The organism is Indolivaga capnocytophagoides (genome assembly GCF_036511535.1).
Taxonomy (GTDB): domain Bacteria; phylum Bacteroidota; class Bacteroidia; order Bacteroidales; family Dysgonomonadaceae; genus Dysgonomonas_A; species Dysgonomonas_A capnocytophagoides.
In genome coordinates this window covers 4,696,812-4,715,152 of sequence record NZ_AP028867.1, presented here as the reverse complement: position 1 = coordinate 4,715,152, position 18,341 = coordinate 4,696,812, and the positions used below count along the sequence as shown (strand labels likewise).

Here is an 18,341-nt window from a genome sequence, read left to right as displayed (position 1 = left end):
TAGTATTAGATCAAAACAGGGTATATAAAAAGGAGAAGGACTTACACTCCTCCAACGGTCAATTTACTTATCAATACCGAAGGCAGCCCCTGCCCAACAGGAACACTTTGTCCATCTTTTCCGCACGTCCAGGCACTTTCATCTACCTTCAGGTTATTGCCCACCATTGTAATGTAGCCTAAAGCTTTGGGGCCGTTACCTATTATATTGATATCTTTTATTGGCTGAGTCAGTTTTCCATTCTCAATAAGATAACCGGTCTTTACAAAGAACGTAAAATCTCCTGCACCAATCTGAACTTGCCCATTACTGAAATTATCGACATACACTCCCTGCTTTACCTGTGCGATCATGTCTTCTTCCCTCGAAGTTCCGGATTCCATATATGTCACACGCATACGGGGCATAGGAGCATATCTGAACGATTGCCTGCGTCCGTTTCCGGTTGGTTTCACATTATAATAGCGGGCACTTATACGGTCGTGCAGATAACTTTCCAGCACCCCCTCACGGACTATATATGTCCGCTGGCTTTCAATACCCTCATCATCAAAATTGATCGATCCACGGGCAAATTCAACAGTTCCGTCATCAACAACATTGATATCAGCATTACAGATCTTTTTACCTAACAAGTCGGAAAATATAGAGACGTTCTTTCTGTTAAAATCAGCTTCGAAAGCATGTCCGATAGCTTCGTGCAATAATATACCGGAACTACCTGCACCCATAACCACCGGCATCTCACCACCTTTGGGTTTAATAGCCTGAAACATCAATGATGTTTGAGTCACAGCTTCTTGAGCCAAAGTTTCTATCAGCTCGTCATTTACAAATTCAAACCCTTTTCGGAAAGCCCGTGATGCAGAGCCACTTTCGATCTTGCCATCCTGCTCCATCGTACAGCTTCCATACATAATAGCCATAGGTCGATAATCCCATGACAAAACACCTTCGGAATTAAAGAAGAGGATATATGATGTAGAATTAGAAAGGCTTACCGAGGTTTTTATAACCCGTTTATCCAGTTCAAAAATTCGGGTATTGAGTTTTTCGATGAAGCCCTTTTTGTCTTCAACAGATACTTCTTCCCACGATTTTTGAATCTTATAATAATTCTTAAATTCTTTATTATCTATTTTTACCGAAGGGCTGTCTTTCTGCAAGTGGGCTATGCCTGCCGCTGTTTGTGCCGCCCTAAGCATATCTTTCAAGGTAGTATTCTCAACGTAAGCATATCCGGTCTGATCTCCGACTACCACACGTACTCCTACTCCATAATCGATATTAGAGGATGCTCTGTTCACTTCTCCGTCACGGAGAGCGATATTACTATTTATGGTATGTTCAAAGAATAGGTCGGCATAGTCACCGCCTTTAGATAAGGCTTCGTTCAATACTTTTTGTAGATCTTCTGTCGAAACTCGAAAATGGGCCAAAATATCGCTTATATTTGTAGCCGCAGAATAATGTATCATGCATTAATATTTTCAAAATGTAAAATTAATGTATTTTTTCTATATCTTAAGGTCTTGCTTAATTTTATTAGCAAATACCCATCTTTTTGAACATTAAGATTTATCATCTGCTATAAAATCGCTTTCTTGTTATATAAGAACAATTTATACCTGAATTGAGTTTTATTATTCTATACCACTAAATACATCTCATGAAATTCTCTAACATATACAGTGTTTTATCCGTTTTCATATTCACGCTACTGTGCGCCAACACTTTTGCCAACAACCCGAACATTATAAGTTTCAACCGTTCCGATTATAATGCCGGAAATAAAAACTGGTCGATATCTGAAGACGACAAAGGCATTTTATATATCGGAAACGATCTGGGCTTGCTCGAATTCGATGGAATAGAATGGATGCTCTATAAAACTTCGAAGAATGAACTCATCAGAGCTGTATATGCGGCATCCAACAGTCTGATATTTACAGGTGGATACGAAGAATTCGGTGTATGGAACAGGGATATAAGCGGCAAGCTTCAGTATCATTCTCTAAGCTCAAAACTGCCGGCAGGGTCTATGCATAATGATGATATATGGAGAATATGGGAAAAAGACCGTACTATTTATTTCCAGTCATTCAATGCAATATATATATACGATCTAGAGAAAGTATATAAACTACCGGTAAAAAAAAATATATTGTTACTCAACAAAGTATACAACGAGCTTTGGATACAGGAAATGGGAGGTAGCCTCTTTCGTGTAAACAAAAACAACTATGAAAAAATACCGGGGAGCGAAATCTTCTCAAAGACTGAAGTCAAATCTGTATTACCATCAAAAGACAAGAAGTATATAATAACTACCTCTACAATGGGGATATACATCTACGATGGTAAAACATTTCAACCTTGGAATACCGTCGATGAGCTAAAAAACAGTAATATCAATTGCGGAATATACAGCAAATCGGGCAACTATTTCTTCGGAACCATCTTAAGCGGAATATACGAATTATCGCCATCCGGAAAAATTATCAATCATTTCGACACAGACAGCTATCTCAACAACAATACTGTATTGTCGTTATACGAAGACAGCTCAAATAATATATGGGCAGGTTTGGATCGTGGAGTTTCATGTATTGCTTATATCAATGGTATCAGCTGTTTTACTGATCCTGCCGGCAAAATAGGCGCAGTCTATTCTGCTGCTATTTATAATAACAAATTATTTATCGGAACAAACCAAGGGGTATATTATATCGATCAGAATGAACTCCAAAGCATGAATGCTATCAGAAAGTTCAGGTTTATACCTCAAACCGAAGGTCAGGTGTGGTACTTATCCGTTATTAACAATAAACTATATTGCGGACACAATCAGGGAATTTATATTATAGATGAAAACCTGAATACTTCTTATCCCTACCCGATACATACCGGAGTATTTACGATAACCAGAGCAGACTCAAACCATCTCTTGCTGGGTACATATATCGGATTGATGATTGTAAATATGGATACTCACCAACTGGAACAAGTCGAAGGACTGACCGAGCCTATTAATAAAGTAGAAAATGACCATGCCGGAAACATTTGGCTTCAACACATGAATAAAGGCGTATACAGAGGTCGTACCTATGATAATCTGTCAAGAACCCCTATTCTTGAATATATTGGCACCGACACCAACGATACTATACCCTATAATCTCAAAATGTTTAAAGTCGGAGGACGTATCGCTTTCCTTGGAAATGATAAATTTTACACCTACAATGATATCAATGGTAAGATTGTATCGGAACCAACCTTAAACAAAGCCTTTATCGGGATATCGAATCTCAAAAATGTGATTAATATCTCTCCCGATAATTTTTGGATTATAGGAGATAAGCTTATTTACAATGTAAAATATAACGAACAGAATGCTAATATTTCATCTATAATAGATATCGGATACAGAAATCTGTCTCTTGTCGATAATTACGAGAATATTGTTTCATTAAATGATAGCCTGAGCCTTATATGCCTTGATAAAGGATTTTTGTTATGCTCTAATTTCTTAACTCAGAAAGTTGAAGAAGTTACTGAACCTTATATTAAGTCTATAAAAATATCGAACTCCGATAATCATATTATCTATCTGGATAAAGAAAATCCTAAAATTAAATATTCGCACAATACTATATCATTTCAGTTCGCAGTACATGGAGCATTCAGTAAGAATATTACCTTCCAATATCAATTACTCGGACTTTCCGATGGCTGGAAAACAATGGATAAAAAAGATAACAGCATCTCGTTCGAACGATTGGCTCGCGGAAAATATATATTCATGTTAAGAACGGTTGACCGATATGGCAAAACATCTCCGGAAATCACTTACGAATTCGAAGTACTCCCCATCTGGTATCAATCAAATTGGGCTCTATTGATATATATACTGCTTGTAATTCTTTTGTTTGCCTCAATAACTAAGTATATACAATATAGATACAAGAAGATACATATCAAAAAATTACGGATAATAGAAGCCCGCAGATTGAGCATCATGAATGAAAAGCTGCAACAGGAGGTAAACGAAAAAAATGCCGAACTGTTAACACAGACTTCATCCATCATCCAACGTAATGAAACTATAACAGGCATCAAAAACGAAATCGAAGAATTTTTCAGAAAACAAAATAACAGAACTCTACAACCTTTATATCAGAAAATATCAACAGCACTAAATAATGACCTTGATGCGGAAGAGGACTGGAAAATGTTTCTAATCAAATTTGAACAAAAGCACACCAACTTCTTCAAGAAGCTGAAAGAAAGCTACCCTCAGCTTACCCCTAATGACCTCAAGTTGTGCGCTTGTCTTAAGCTAAATCTGGATTCTAAAGAGATCGCATCTTTAATGAATATATCGGTAAGAGCAGTAGAAAACAACAGATCGAGGCTAAGAAAAAAACTGGACATTCCACAGAATCAGCACTTAAGCGACTTCTTTTTTCAATTTTAAAATATACTGATTTACAATCAAATAACAGATAATGAGAGGAAATAATGAGGTCTGTATTTTGTTAAATAACAGACCTCATGAGCTTCTTGTGAATGTATTTATTTAAGAGAAAGGGCACACTCTTTTACATTTGTTGTGAATCTAATATCAAAATGGGTTTTTACTGTTTAAATAAATCAATAATAGTAAAAATTAATTCTAGTTCTATTTTGAAATAAAGATTCAAGCTTTTTCAATTAACAAACTAGTAAATCAGACAAAAACCATGAAAGAAAACAAATCGATACCTATGACAGGTGTTTGGAAAAAGTTTTTTCTTTTTCTTTTCTTGACTTTTTCTGTTGGTGTTTTCGGAACTTTTGCACAGACAAAAGTAGTAACGGGAACAGTTACCGACGCGATGAAAGAGCCTCTTCCGGGAGTAAGTGTTGTTATCAAGGGAACGACAACAGGAACGATTACTGACATTGATGGAAAATTCTCTATTAATGCAAAATCTTCGGATGCTTTGGAATTCACATTCTTAGGAATGAAAACTCTGGCTGTAACAGTCGGAACACAAACAACAATCAATGTAACATTAGAAGACGACACACACGTTTTATCTGAAACTGTAGTAATCGGTTACGGTACTGCTAAAAAAGCAGACTTAACAGGATCAATCGGAAGCGTATCTTCTAAAGATATCCTTAAACAACCAGCTCTTAATGCAGTTCAATCAGTACAAGGTAAAGTCGCTGGTGTGAATATTACAGCATCTGATGCTCCGGGATCAAGTCCGACAATTGTTATACGTGGTCTTGGAACAGCCTTAGGTGGACGTAACCCATTGTATATTGTAGATGGATTTCCTGTTGATGATATCAAAAGTATCAGTTCTGCAGATATCGTAAGTATGGACATCTTGAAAGATGCATCTTCGGCTTCTATTTATGGGGTACGTGCAGCTAACGGTGTAGTATTAATCACAACTAAAAAAGGTCAAACAGGCTCTGCTAAAATAACAGTAGATTCTTATGCCGGTATTAAAACGACATTGAACAAAGTTAAAATGGCTAATGCATCTCAATACATTACTTATTTTAACGAGAACCAGAATATGTTGAAACAATATGGTTCTACAACTACTTACCAATTAGCTGATGCTAGTCAACAGCCCTTCAATACCGATTGGTATGACGAGTTACTCAATACTGGGTTCTTTAACAATAACACTGTATCTCTATCGGGAGGTGGTCAAACAGTAGATTACTTTTTCAGTTATAACTATTATAACGAAAAAGGGATGTTAGATGGACAAGGCTATCAACGTTCTACAATACGTAATAACAACGTGTATAAATTCTACAATGATCGCTTGAAATTTTCTCAAAACATCAATATCTCATTTGCTAATGAAAATCCAAAATCATATGGAGCATTCAACGAGGCATACCGACAATCACCTCTTGTAGCAACACATTATGCTAATGGTCGCTATGGTTTACCATATGCTAGCAAATCTACAGGTGTTATGTGGGCTAATGAAGGAGATGGCAGTGACGGTAAACTAAATAGTATTGGCAACCCATTATTAACAATCAATAACTCTGCTGAAAGAGCCAAAACCTTAACTATTCAAGGAGGTATCGAAGGTGAATTTAAACTTACAGATTATTTAAAAGTTAACTCACGATTCGGTGCAACTAAATATTTCTACAAAAACAGATTATTTACCAATATAAAAAATGCTTGGCTTAATACGGGTGGTGTAAACAGAACGGAAGACCAATTTGAAAGCTATAAAACTGCGAATCCTGGTGTTATTGAATATGCTGATAACTCTTTAAATCTTACAAACTCTGATACATACAGATGGATGTGGGAAGGTTATATTACATTCAATAAAAACTTCGGTGGACATAATATTGAAGCTGTAGCAGGTCTATCAAGAGAAAGAACTGGGATTGGCAGCTATTCGTCATTAACAGGATATGATGTTCCTGAAAAGAATCAATACTGGAGTATGAATCATGCGGATGATTCTTATACTAAAGTAATAGACCAATACGATTATACTGCTCGTTCATTAGCATCTTATTTTGCTCGTGTGCAATACAATTACAATCACAAATACTATGTATCTGCGACTGTACGTAGAGATGGATCAAGTACTTTCAAATCTTCGGGAAATTATTGGGGTACATTCCCTTCATTCGGTCTTGGATGGACTATCACTGAAGAAGATTTCATGAAAGATTTTAAGATTCTAGATTATATGAAAATACGTGCAACATGGGGTAAACTAGGTAATCAAGATGTGCCTTTGAATGTATCAACAATGATTACATATCCTGGTAGCCATGAAGGTAATTATTCATTTGGAGATGTTCCCGGATATTATCAAGGAGCAATGTTTGGAACTCCCGCTAAAAACCTTTCTTGGGAAATAACAAGAGAATGGGGTGTTGGTTTTGATTTCACTATGCTAGACAGTAGACTTTCTGGAGGTTTTGATTTTTATGATAAGACCAATACCAATACTATATTATATGTAACTCCGGTATATACTTCACCTTATTCTGACAAATTCTATGATCATGGAGCAAAAGTAAATAACCGAGGTATAGAACTTAATCTTGGATGGAGAGATAAATTACCAATGGGTATTACTTATGATATCAGCGTAAATTATGCATATAATAAAAACCAAGTGAAAGATGTAAAAGCTACATATGCAGGTGATACTGGCGGTAGCTTGAGCGATGGCGAAATCACAAAACGCTTGATGGAAAACAAACCTATTTACGGATGGTGGATGTATCAAGCAGATGGAGTATGGCAAAGCCAAGCAGAGATAGATGCTGCTAATGCTAATGGCGAAGCTGTTTTAGGAACTCCTCGTCCGGGATACTTAAAGTACAAAGATCAAAATAACGATGGAAAAATAGATGATAGCGATAAAATCTATGCTGGATCATATATTCCTTCTTCAACTTATGGTATCCATCTAGGGCTAGAATACAAAAATATGGACTTCAGTATTGATGGCTATGGTGTTGCAGGTAATAAAATTTATAATGGACTAAAACATGGACGTATTGATGGTGGTGAAAATATCACATACGATACATTCAAAAACAGATGGACAGGTGAAGGATCTACAAATTCAAATCCTGGAGCTTTACGTGAAGCTAAAGCTTCTACATATTTCCTTGAATCAGGTAGCTACTTCCGTATAAATAATATTACATTTGGCTATACATTCAATGACTTGGTATTTAAAGGATCTAGACTAAGAACATACTTCACTGCACAAAACCCATTCATGTTTACAGGCTATTCAGGTTTTACTCCTGAAATTGTAGGAGGTGGATCAACTGATGCCAACTTACCAAATCGTACTGCAGGAATCGAGCTTTCAGCATATCCTACAACTCGAAACTTTTTAGTAGGTGTTAATCTATCATTCTAATTTTAGTCTATAATTAAACTTATAAGCAATCATGAAAAAGAAATATATAGGTATTTTATCAATTTTATCTCTGCTTTTCTTTGCTACAAGTTGTAGCAACTTCTTGGATGAAGAGTCAAAAGAGAACGTAGAGCAAAATGATAATGAAGTATATACTCCCGAGAAAGTCTTAACCGGAGTATACGGACAATTTAATTCTTGGGATTATGCGTTCTCTTACTTAGGTATTACAGAAATCATTTCTGATAATGCTGATAAAGGTAGTTCGTCAACAGATGCAGGTGGAGATAAAGAGATCTTAGACAATCTCACATATACACCATCTGCCGGATCTTTCCTTGCAATGTGGAGCAAATGGTATAAAACGATCGGTGCAGCAACTCAGTCTATCGAATTTACTCAACAAGCAGGACTTACTGATAAAACTTTAGAAGCTCGTTATATAGCAGAAGCTCGTTTTCTTAGAGCTTTAAACTATTTCTTCTTAGTTAGAGGTTGGGGAGCTGTGCCTATTCAAGAATATGATTTGGTAGCTCGTGCATCGACAGATTCTGTATATTCATACATCAAAGCAGATCTTCAATATGCTGAAACCAATCTACCGGTAGTAAGCAAATACGCTTCTAAAGATATAGGTCGTGCAACACAAGGTTCTGCGCAAGGACTTCTAGCTAAAGTATATCTTTATCAAAAAGATTACCAAAATGCATATGATTATGCCAATAAGGTTATCAACTCTGGTGAATATGGTTTACTTGATAATTATATAGATATCTGGAAAGCTGCTTATCATAACAGCAAAGAGTCGATATTCGAATTTCAAGCTAAAGCTTCTGATGACGGTTCTGTAGCTCAAGGTATACAACAATATTCTCAAACTCAAGGTGCCCGTGGTGGTAACGGATGGGGATGGGGTTTCAATACTCCCTCTGAAAGTTTATTAAATGACTACAATACATCAGGAGATATGGTTCGCAGAAATGCAACTATTATTTTCCGCAACGGAACACTTTGGGATGGCAGAGAAGTTGGTAATACAGAAAACGCTATGTACAATTATAAGGCTTATTCAAGCTCGGCTCCAGGTAGCGCATGGAATGATAAAAGCATCATGTACCTTCGCTATGCAGAGGTATTATTAATCAAAGCTGAAGCTGCCAATGAGTTAGGTAAAACATCTGAAGCATTGGATGCTCTAAACCAAGTCAGGAAAAGAGCTAAACTAGCCAATATAACAGAAACTGATCAGACTAAGTTGAGAGAGATCATCTGGCATGAACGTCGTCTCGAACTAGCAATGGAACATGATCGCTGGTTTGATCTAAATCGTACAGGCCAAGCAGGAGTTGCTATGCGTGCAGCAGGTAAACCTTATGTTGACGGAAAACATAACTTATTCCCGATACCAAACGACCAGTTAATACAGACCCCGGATATGGGGCAAAACCCGAATTGGTAATTTTTTAACAGTACAACAAGGGCTTCTCGAAAGCCCTTGTTTATTTCACACTCAATGATATAACTTAGAATTATGAGAAATTTATTTTTTGGTGCTTTTTGTTTGTTAAGCCTGAGTCTTTCAGCTCAGAATAAAGCGACTCAGGATGCTGAGATGAACCGCTTTATTGACAACTTGATGAGCAAAATGACCTTAGATGAAAAACTAGGTCAGCTAAACCTTCCCAGTGCAGGTGACATCACAACCGGACAAGCGAAGAGTAGTGATATCGCGGGCAAAATAAAGAATGGATTAGTCGGTGGACTATTTAACATCAAAGGCGTTGATAAGATCAGAGAAGTACAGCGCGTAGCTGTAGAAGAAAGCCGCCTGAAAATTCCTTTGATTTTCGGTATGGACGTTATTCACGGATACGAAACCGGATTCCCTATTCCTCTCGGACTTGCTGCTACTTGGGATATGCAGGCTATCGAAAGATCGGCTCGTATCGCTGCAATAGAAGCCAGTGCCGACGGAATATTCTGGACATTCAGCCCGATGGTAGATGTATCAAGAGATCCTCGTTGGGGACGTGTTTCGGAAGGTAATGGCGAAGATCCGTTCTTAGGCGGACAAATAGCAAAGGCAATGATAAAAGGTTATCAGGGTGACAATACATATTCTGACAACAAACACATCATGGCCTGTGTAAAACACTATGCTCTGTACGGAGCTGCCGAAGCCGGACGCGATTACAATACTACCGACATGAGCCGCATGCGTATGTTCAATGAGTACATGTACCCATACAAAGCTGCCGTTGAAGCAGGTGTAGGTAGTGTTATGGCTTCTTTCAACGAAGTGGATGGAGTTCCTGCTACTGCCAACAAATGGTTAATGGACGATGTATTGCGCAAGCAATGGGGATTCGATGGATTTGTTGTAACCGATTATACAGGTATCAGCGAAATGATCGATCACGGTATCGGCGACCTGCAAGAAGTATCTGCACGTGCACTGAAAGCCGGTATCGATATGGATATGGTAAGTGAAGGTTTACTTTCGACTTTACCAAAATCACTGAAAGAAGGTAAAGTTAATCAAGCTGATATTGATAAAGCATGCCGTCGTATACTTGAGGCAAAATACAAATTAGGCTTATTCAAAGATCCATATAAATTTATGGATTCAAAAAGAGCTAAAACTGAAATATACACACCTCAGAATTTAGCAGAAGCCCGCAAAATTGCAGCTGAGAGTTATGTTCTTTTAAAGAATGCAAATAATACTTTACCTCTTAAAAAACAAGGAACTGTTGCCGTTGTAGGGCCTCTTGCCAAATCGGCAGTTAATATGGCCGGAACATGGAGTGTTGCTGTTCCTTTAGACAAAGCTCCTACTGTTGTACAAAGCATTACAGATGCTCTTGGTAAAAACGGTAAAGTTATCTATGCAAAAGGCAGTAACCTTGTAGCTGATGCTAAACTGGAAGAACATGCGACCATGTTCGGACGTGGTTTAGGTAGAGACAACCGTACTAAAGAGGAACTCTTGAAAGAAGCTCTTGATGCAGCTAAGCAATCGGATGTAATTGTTGCCGCTCTTGGTGAATCATCTGAATTCAGTGGAGAATCAAGCAGCCGTACCAACCTGAATATCCCTGATGTTCAACAAGAATTACTTGCAGAACTTCTAAAAACAGGAAAACCTGTTGTATTGGTTCTATTCGCAGGTCGTCCGATGACTCTTAGCTGGGAACAAGCTAATGTACCAGCCATCCTTAACGTATGGTTCGGTGGCAGCATGGCAGCTCCTGCAATCGCAGATGTATTATTCGGTGATGCAAATCCTTCGGGTAAACTTCCAGCAACATTCCCTCAGAATGTAGGTCAAATACCTCTTTTCTACAACCACAAAAATACAGGACGCCCATTGGGTGAAGGTAAATGGTTCGAAAAATTCCGCAGCAACTATCTTGATGTTAGCAACGAACCTCTTTATCCATTCGGATACGGACTGAGCTACACTCAATTTTCGTACAGCGATATAACACTAAGCTCTGCTAATTTAAATGAGAACGGCGAAATTACAGCCAGTGTCACTGTTACCAATACCGGTAAAGTAGAAGGTAAAGAAGTTGTACAATTATACATCAGAGACATTGTTGGAAGCGTAACTCGTCCTGTTAAAGAATTGAAAGGCTTTGAGAAAATCTCATTAAAAGCAGGAGAATCGAAAACCGTCAGCTTTAAGATATCTCCCGAATTATTGAAATTCTACAACTATGATCTTCAGTATGTATTCGAACCCGGAGACTTCGACGTAATGATCGGAGGAGACAGCAAAGATGTGAAGACAGCCCGTTTTACGTTAAACTAACAGGTTTGAGACCTTTTTGATCTCCTTAGTAAATCCATTATGATTCAATAATCATATCATAAATATTTTACTAATACAGACGAAAGGGATTGTCCAACTGTTTGACGGTTCGACAATTCCTTTTTGTTTTATCAGTTTGCAGCATATGAAAAAAATAGTAATATCAATATTTTCGATAGCCTTAATTGCATCAGGTGGCTGGTCATGCAAAAGCAACAGCGGTCAGGATGGAGGCAGTGAAGATTCTACAAAAGTAGAACTTACCGATGAAGCTTTATTAGACAGTGTACAACACCGTACTTTCAATTATTTCTGGGATGGAGCAGAGCCTACCAGCGGTCTGGCTCGCGAACGTTACCATGTCGATGGAGAATACATCGGGACAGATACTCCCGATATTGTAACCTCAGGAGGGAGCGGCTTCGGTATTATGGCTGTACTTGCCGGAATAGACCGAGGTTATGTATCTCGTGAAGACGGACTGAAGAGAATGGATAAAATAGTGACATTCCTTGAGAAAGCCGATAAATTCCACGGAGCATTTCCTCACTGGTGGTATGGCGAAACAGGAAAAGTAAAACCATTCGGTACGAAAGATAATGGTGGAGACCTCGTAGAAACAGCATTCCTGATACAAGGACTATTAGCTGTTCACCAATATTATGTAAATGGTTCGGACTCAGAAAAAGCATTAGCCGAACGTATTGATAAATTGTGGAAAGGAGTTGAATGGGACTGGTACCGCAATGGACAGAACGTTCTCTACTGGCATTGGAGCCCCGAATACGCATGGGAAATGAACTTCCCTGTAAGAGGGTACAATGAATGTCTTATCATGTATATACTTGCTGCAGCATCTCCTACGCATGGTGTTCCGGCAGAAGTGTATACTGAAGGATGGGCGGAAAAAGGAGCAATCGTATCTCCTCACACAGTTGAAGGCATTAACCTCAACCTTCGTTATCAGGGAACACAAGCCGGTCCTCTATTCTGGGCACATTATTCGTTCTTAGGCTTAGATCCGAACGGCCTGCAAGACAAATATGCAAATTATTTCGATGAAATGAAAAATTACACATTGGTCAATCGTGCATACTGTATCCGCAATCCGAAAGGATATAAAAATTACGGCGAAAACAGTTGGGGACTTACCGCCAGCTATTCAGTCAAAGGATATGCAGCCCATTCTCCTAACGAAAATGACGACCACGGTGTTATCTCTCCTACCGCAGCATTATCATCTATCATATATACACCTAAAGAGTCTATGCAGGTAATGAGATATCTGTATAATATGAAAGACAAAACCTTAGGTAAATACGGATTTTACGATGCGTACAGCGAAACCGATAATTGGTATCCTAAACGCTATCTGGCAATTGACCAAGGACCTATTGCCGTAATGATCGAAAATTACAGGACTCAGTTATTATGGAAACTATTTATGAGTCACCCCGATGTTCAGAAAGGGCTAAACAAATTAGGTTTTGAAAGTCCTTATCTAAAATAAGAAAAAGAGGTCTGCGACCTTAAAAATGTTTCGTGGTTAGAAAGAGTGTCAGAACTCCGGAATCTTCACTTAGGTCTCAGACCTATTTGTTGGCATTGCAAGCATAACGGCAAACGCCGGTTATCGCTTTAAATGTGTCATTAAATACTTTCTGTTACTTAATTTGGTTATTATATGAATGTGCACATAAAATAATTCAGAGATAAGATTTCCGGAGTTCTTTCCATTTTTATCTATAAGCAAAGGGACGGACCTGTTACCATTACCAAAATAAGATTAGCAGGTAATAAGGTGTCATCCGAAAAATGTAAATTCAGTATAACCTTTGTTACCTTTTCGGATTGCATCCCAGCTGAAAGGGCTTTCTTCGGCGACAGCAAAATCCCCTTTTGGGGATAGAGGGACAAAAGAAACATCTGAAGAGCATACATAAAAGGAGTTACTTTTGTTACCTTTTCGATACCGATTAAACTTGCTAACTGTTAACTGATCACTGATTTTGTAACCTTTTCAAAAAAAAACGATACTCAATGAAACTGATAAAACATACACTACTTTCGTTAGGTCTTATGATGAGTTTCTCGTCTTTTGCCCAACAAAAAACATATTGCAATCCCGTAAATGTAGATTATGGATATTGTCCTATTCCCAATTTCACAACATGGGGAAAACACCGAACATCTGCCGATCCGGTTATTGTAAACTTTAAAGGAGATTATTATCTCTTCGGAACCAATCAGAGCGGATATTGGTGGAGCAGTGATCTATCTGATTGGCACTTTGTATCCCGTCCTTTTCTCACAGAAGAAGCGATAGAAAAGACTCCGAACAAGTGGGACGACCTTTGCGCACCTGCAGCATGGGTACAAGGAGATACTCTGTGTGTATTCGGCTCTACTTACTCTCGTATATTTCCGATATGGACCAGTACCGATCCTAAAAATAATAAATGGGAAAAAGCTGTTGAACACTTCGATATCGGAGGATGGGATCCTGCGTTTTTTGTCGATGACGACAACCGCCTTTATATGTACAACGGCAGCAGCAATGTATATCCGCTGTATGGAATTGAGTTGGATAGAAAAACATTTCAACCAATAGGCACACGAAAAGAAATGTTACTTACCGACGACGAACGCATCGGATGGCATCGTTTTGGTGAATATATGGATAACACTTTCCTGAAACCATTTATGGAGGGTGCATGGATGACCAAACATAACGGAAAGTATTACCTTCAATGGGGTGGTCCGGGAACAGAATTCAGCCATTATGCGGATGGATATGCTGTAAGCAGTGAGCCTCTCGGATACTTTGAGCATGCGTCATTACCTTTAAGTATGAAAGCCGGAGGTTTCATTCGTGGAGCCGGACACGGAGCAACCTTTCAGGACAACTGGGGTAACTATTGGCATACTTCGACTATGGTTATCAATACGAAAAATAATTTTGAACGCAGAATCGGACTATGGCCTGCCGGATTCGATGCTGAAGATAATATGTATTGCAATACAGCTTTCGGAGACTACCCTCATTATCTGCCCAATGGAAAAGCCGACCACCTGAAAAGTCAGTTTACAGGATGGATGATGCTTAATTACAACAAACCGGTACAAGTTTCGTCTACTTTAGGAACATTCAATGCAAATAACATCGTTGACGAAAACATCAAAACCTATTGGTCGGCAAAAACTGCCGATAAAGGAGAATGGCTGATTTCGGATCTCGGAGACCTTTCAACTGTTCATGCGATACAAATCAATTACGCTGATCAAGATGTTGAGTTCATGGGTAAAACAAGCGGTAAAAATCATAAATATATAGTCTATTATTCGTTGGATGGAAAGTCTTGGAAAGTACTTATCGACAAGAGTAAGAATACGAAAGATGTACCTCATGATTATGTAGAGCTGGATAAACCTGTAAAAGCCCGCTACCTCAAACTCGAAAATATACATATGCCCACCGGCAAATTCGCTATATCGGGTTTCCGTGTATTCGGCTTGGGACAAGGTGAGAAACCTCAGCCGGTGGAACAACTTATTGTTCTCCGCACCGAAACCGATAAACGAAGCGGATGGCTCAAATGGAAACCTGTAGACAATGCGTATGCTTACAATATTTATATTGGTATAGAACCTGATAAACTTTATAGTTCAGTGATGGTTTATGACACCAATGAATATTATTACAAGGGAATGGACAGAACCAAGCCTTACTACTTTGCCATAGAAGCCATTAACGAAAATGGTACTTCGACATGGACTACGGCGGAAGCTCTTTAAAAGGATTAATACCTTTATTGTTTAATTATTCATCATATCTTATGAAATCAAAAATTACAATACTATTACTCTTTATCTGCACGTTGGGCGGATATGCTCAGTTCCAACCTGCATCATATATGATCAACGGGTATACCCTGCCCTATCAGGTGATGTTTCCGAAAGATTATGATGCATCGAAACAATATCCGTTACTTGTATTTCTGCATGGAGCAGGCGAAAGAGGAAATGATAATGAAAAACAACTTACACACGGAAAAGATTTCCTTATCAATAACTTTCAATCGGCATACCCAGCTATAGTTATAGTACCTCAGTGTCCAGAATCCTGTTATTGGGCCAATGTTGAAAAGAGTGTCATTGCAGGGCAAACATCTTTTAGATTCGGTTTATCAAATCAGCCGACATCCGCAATGCAAACACTCGTAGGCCTGATAAACAGTTGGCTGTCGTCGGGGAAAGTGAATACTAAACAAGTTTATGCCGGAGGTCTTTCGATGGGAGGTATGGGTACATACGAACTCTTGTGGCGTATGCCGGAAACATTTGCTGCGGCATTTGCAATATGCGGTGGAGGTGATGTCGGCAAGATCTTGCATAGTACTAAAAATACAGCCTTATGGATTTTTCATGGTTCTGATGATAGTGTAGTCCCTGTTCAATTTTCTCAGGATATGTACAATCAGTTGAAATCCGCAGGAAATGAGGTTAAGTATACCGAATATCCGGGGGTAAATCATGGAAGTTGGGAAAATGTATTCAAGAGTACCGACCTTATTCCTTGGTTGTATAGTCATAAGAAATAAAGGTTCTACTAGAAAATCAACATGTTCAGATCCTTTAAAAATGTTATTATATGTGAAAAATGCTGATCTGATATGATCAGCATTTTTTATTCCGGCATTAAATATCGCATGACTCCCCAATTAATAGACATCTGTCAATCAATCAAGAAGACGTTCGATTGATATATCCACATCTGATTATTACAATACTGTTACAAACCGACGCACAACTAATCATAAAATATAGAACAGTAGCACATGTAGAATAATAAGTACTTTTGTAAGATGTAAATCTGCCATAGATACTTAAAACCATAAAAATGACAACTAAATTATCCGTTCTACTTATTCTATTATCTTTTAATACTGAACTTTCAAAATTAGTCGGGCAGAATACCCAAAACTCAACTTTAGTAAACTCTATAAGCTCAATTATATATACGGATAATACAGGAAAAGATACAGTTGGTGTTCAGGTAGGTGGTATTTGGTGGGCTCCGGTTAATGTCAAAATCACAGGTAATAATGATATAGACAGTTCATTTTTCAGTTATCCAGAAACCGATCCTTGTCCTTACGGATGGAGACTTCCCACGCTCGAAGAAATTAAGAAATTAGAAAGAGTTGTAAAATCAGGGAAAGGAGAGTTTGACTACGATTCTAAGAACTTCAAGATAAAGAGCGATGACGGAAAAAGCCAACTTCTGATTCCCGCTAATGGAGTCATGAGTACGTCCGGTTCCATAAGAAATAAAGGATTATCGGGAAGTATCTGGTCTTCGAGTCCTGCGGGCAATGACTTTAACTATCAGATTTATTTTCAAGGGAACAGTTTATCAGTGACAAGTTCTCCTAAATATATGAAATTGAATATACGTTGTGTCTGCGAAATGCAGTAAAATTTGTATAAAAGCTACTGATACATCGTATAACGGGATTATCCCAAATTTTCATTTACACAATCAAATAGACCGCATTTTTTCGGGCTATTCATTATTATTTCTCTCAGCTTCTAATTTTTGAATTTTCTCTCCTTGCTCTTTTACCGTTTTATTCAGCTCAATTGTATACAAAGTCAACTCTTCAATCTTCTGCAATAATTTAGCTTGCATTTCACCAAGACTCACACCGTTTTCTTTTACTTCTGCTTCAGATGGAATATCGGGGAGATGCTTGTGTTCATTGATATGGTTCTCTACTTCCTGAAGTGTAGGTAGTTTGTAATCTTTTTCGAAAACGAAGTCAGACCAACCGGTCTCTACTTTTACTTCGGTTGCACGGATTGTGCCGAGCACCTCTAATAATGCTTTCGAGAATCTAAAATACTCAGTTCCATCATATATCGACATACCGATATGTCCGCCTATTGTAGATCCACCTCTGTAGAAATCAATGCTATTATTCAGTTCTCCATAAAATTTATGCTCTATACTAAACATTTTTATGCTACCTTCAGTATAATTATTCTCCGGATTTTTTTGACTATAATAGGACTTTACACCAATATATGTCCCCTCTCCATCTGCATTTCCCTCCTCGATCCTTGCTAGAATGGATTTTAATTTATTAGTTTTAAGATTACCGTTATCAATTATACCATTTACTAAAAGATTGCCATTTACAACCTGATCTTGCGAATAAGAGAAAATAGAAAAGCCCAAACAAAGGATCGAAAAGAAAGCCTTTTTCATACTATAAATTTTGTGTTATTAATAAAGTACAAATGTAAGAAGAGAACTTGAGATATAGTTTGTCTTTGCTTTTACTCTTTCAGCAGCACCGACATATCAGATATTACTTTCTTGCCAAGTAAGACATATTCTAAAATCTAAGTACTTTTCTAAGTATTTCAATTTCACAAAATAAAAAAGCGTGTAAATCAAATGATTACACGCTTTTAAAATCTACTTTTGTGACCTCGACAGGATTCAAACCTGTAACCTTCTGATCCGTAGTCAGATGCTCTATTCAGTTGAGCTACGAAGCCATTGCTTAAATGCGTTGCAAAAGTAC

10 protein-coding genes and 1 tRNA gene are annotated in these 18,341 nt (G+C 38.0%); 8 read left to right on the top strand and 3 right to left on the bottom strand.

The window, feature by feature from the left end; all coding sequences use genetic code 11:
* Positions 1 to 41: 41 nt before the first annotated feature.
* A complete protein-coding gene (locus AABJ51_RS19045; RefSeq protein ID WP_338373832.1) occupies positions 42 to 1,478 on the bottom strand; it encodes a TldD/PmbA family protein in 1,437 nt (478 codons plus the stop codon).
* Positions 1,479 to 1,669: 191 nt separating this feature from the next.
* On the opposite strand from AABJ51_RS19045, the gene AABJ51_RS19040 reads away from it, so the two are divergent.
* The 8 genes from AABJ51_RS19040 (at position 1,670) to AABJ51_RS19005 (ending at position 17,227) form a co-directional block, all read left to right on the top strand.
* A complete protein-coding gene (locus AABJ51_RS19040; protein WP_026626322.1) occupies positions 1,670 to 4,477 on the top strand; it encodes a triple tyrosine motif-containing protein in 2,808 nt (935 codons plus the stop codon).
* Positions 4,478 to 4,742: 265 nt separating this feature from the next.
* Entirely contained in the window at positions 4,743 to 7,931 is a 3,189-nt protein-coding gene (locus AABJ51_RS19035) for a SusC/RagA family TonB-linked outer membrane protein (protein WP_321577315.1), read from the top strand.
* Positions 7,932 to 7,962: 31 nt separating this feature from the next.
* The gene (locus tag AABJ51_RS19030; RefSeq protein WP_338373831.1) at positions 7,963 to 9,390 is read left to right on the top strand and encodes a RagB/SusD family nutrient uptake outer membrane protein; all 1,428 of its coding nucleotides are present in this window, start codon (positions 7,963 to 7,965) and stop codon (positions 9,388 to 9,390) included.
* Between the two features lie 72 nt (positions 9,391 to 9,462).
* Entirely contained in the window at positions 9,463 to 11,748 is a 2,286-nt protein-coding gene (gene bglX / locus AABJ51_RS19025) for a beta-glucosidase BglX (protein ID WP_026626325.1), read from the top strand.
* A 145-nt stretch (positions 11,749 to 11,893) separates the two neighbouring features.
* Positions 11,894 to 13,258 (top strand): glucoamylase family protein, encoded by a 1,365-nt coding sequence (locus AABJ51_RS19020; protein ID WP_338373830.1) that lies wholly within the window; start codon positions 11,894 to 11,896, stop codon positions 13,256 to 13,258.
* Between the two features lie 530 nt (positions 13,259 to 13,788).
* Positions 13,789 to 15,543, top strand: a complete 1,755-nt coding sequence (locus AABJ51_RS19015; protein ID WP_338373829.1) for a family 43 glycosylhydrolase — start codon at positions 13,789 to 13,791, stop codon at positions 15,541 to 15,543.
* Positions 15,544 to 15,584: 41 nt separating this feature from the next.
* On the top strand, positions 15,585 to 16,349 hold the full coding sequence (locus AABJ51_RS19010) for a carboxylesterase family protein (RefSeq protein ID WP_338373828.1): 765 nt from the start codon (positions 15,585 to 15,587) through the stop codon (positions 16,347 to 16,349).
* Positions 16,350 to 16,648: 299 nt separating this feature from the next.
* Entirely contained in the window at positions 16,649 to 17,227 is a 579-nt protein-coding gene (locus tag AABJ51_RS19005; RefSeq protein WP_338373827.1) for a fibrobacter succinogenes major paralogous domain-containing protein, read from the top strand.
* Positions 17,228 to 17,314: 87 nt separating this feature from the next.
* On the opposite strand, the gene AABJ51_RS19000 is transcribed toward AABJ51_RS19005, so the two are convergent.
* Positions 17,315 to 18,019, bottom strand: coding sequence for a hypothetical protein (locus tag AABJ51_RS19000; protein ID WP_338373826.1), 705 nt, complete (start codon positions 18,017 to 18,019; stop codon positions 17,315 to 17,317).
* A gap of 222 nt (positions 18,020 to 18,241) precedes the next feature.
* Positions 18,242 to 18,315: transfer RNA gene (locus tag AABJ51_RS18995), tRNA-Arg, on the bottom strand.
* Between the last annotated feature and the right edge of the window lie 26 nt (positions 18,316 to 18,341).

Coding starts and splice junctions, on each gene's coding strand:
- AABJ51_RS19045 (WP_338373832.1), bottom strand. CDS start 1,478: ATGATACATTATTCTGCGGCTACAAATATAAGCGATATTTTGGCCCAT.
- AABJ51_RS19040 (WP_026626322.1), top strand. CDS start 1,670: ATGAAATTCTCTAACATATACAGTGTTTTATCCGTTTTCATATTCACG.
- AABJ51_RS19035 (WP_321577315.1), top strand. CDS start 4,743: ATGAAAGAAAACAAATCGATACCTATGACAGGTGTTTGGAAAAAGTTT.
- AABJ51_RS19030 (WP_338373831.1), top strand. CDS start 7,963: ATGAAAAAGAAATATATAGGTATTTTATCAATTTTATCTCTGCTTTTC.
- bglX (WP_026626325.1), top strand. CDS start 9,463: ATGAGAAATTTATTTTTTGGTGCTTTTTGTTTGTTAAGCCTGAGTCTT.
- AABJ51_RS19020 (WP_338373830.1), top strand. CDS start 11,894: ATGAAAAAAATAGTAATATCAATATTTTCGATAGCCTTAATTGCATCA.
- AABJ51_RS19015 (WP_338373829.1), top strand. CDS start 13,789: ATGAAACTGATAAAACATACACTACTTTCGTTAGGTCTTATGATGAGT.
- AABJ51_RS19010 (WP_338373828.1), top strand. CDS start 15,585: ATGAAATCAAAAATTACAATACTATTACTCTTTATCTGCACGTTGGGC.
- AABJ51_RS19005 (WP_338373827.1), top strand. CDS start 16,649: ATGACAACTAAATTATCCGTTCTACTTATTCTATTATCTTTTAATACT.
- AABJ51_RS19000 (WP_338373826.1), bottom strand. CDS start 18,019: ATGAAAAAGGCTTTCTTTTCGATCCTTTGTTTGGGCTTTTCTATTTTC.